General features: G+C 44.0%; 1 protein-coding gene. It reads left to right on the forward strand.

The genetic code is table 11. The annotated features are described in order from the left end of the window. Window positions 1-127: 127 nt before the first annotated feature. Window positions 128-511 (forward strand): thioredoxin domain-containing protein (locus tag IEV86_RS18355; RefSeq protein ID WP_188484864.1); only part of this gene is annotated, 384 nt, incomplete at its 3' end.

Genomic DNA, 511 nt, shown 5'->3' on the forward strand with positions numbered 1-511 from the left:
CTTCGGGGGTAATACGTATTCCTAAGTACAATACTAAAGAACAGTCAGCTATATAAAGAAATAGGGAGTATTTTTGAGAAAATGTGTTAAGTTAAATATACACTAATTATAGGAAGAAGGTGATCCCATGCCAAACAAAAGTAAACCCAATAGATTAATCAATGAGAAATCACCATATTTACTCCAACACGCCCACAACCCTGTGGACTGGTTCCCGTGGGGAGAAGAAGCTTTTGAAAAAGCAAAACGCGAAAACAAGCCGGTTCTGGTCAGCATCGGTTATTCGACTTGTCATTGGTGCCACGTGATGGCCCACGAAAGCTTTGAAGACGAAGAAATCGCGCGTCTTCTCAATGAACGGTTTGTGGCGATTAAAGTCGACCGGGAAGAGCGGCCTGATGTGGATTCTGTTTATATGAGAATCTGCCAGCTGATGACCGGGCAGGGCGGCTGGCCGCTGAATGTGTTTATCACGCCTGATCAAAAGCCGTTTTACGCGGGTACATATTTT

It is taken from the genome of Cellulomonas carbonis, assembly GCF_014636275.1.
In the GTDB taxonomy this organism is placed as follows: domain Bacteria; phylum Actinomycetota; class Actinomycetes; order Actinomycetales; family Cellulomonadaceae; genus Actinotalea; species Actinotalea carbonis.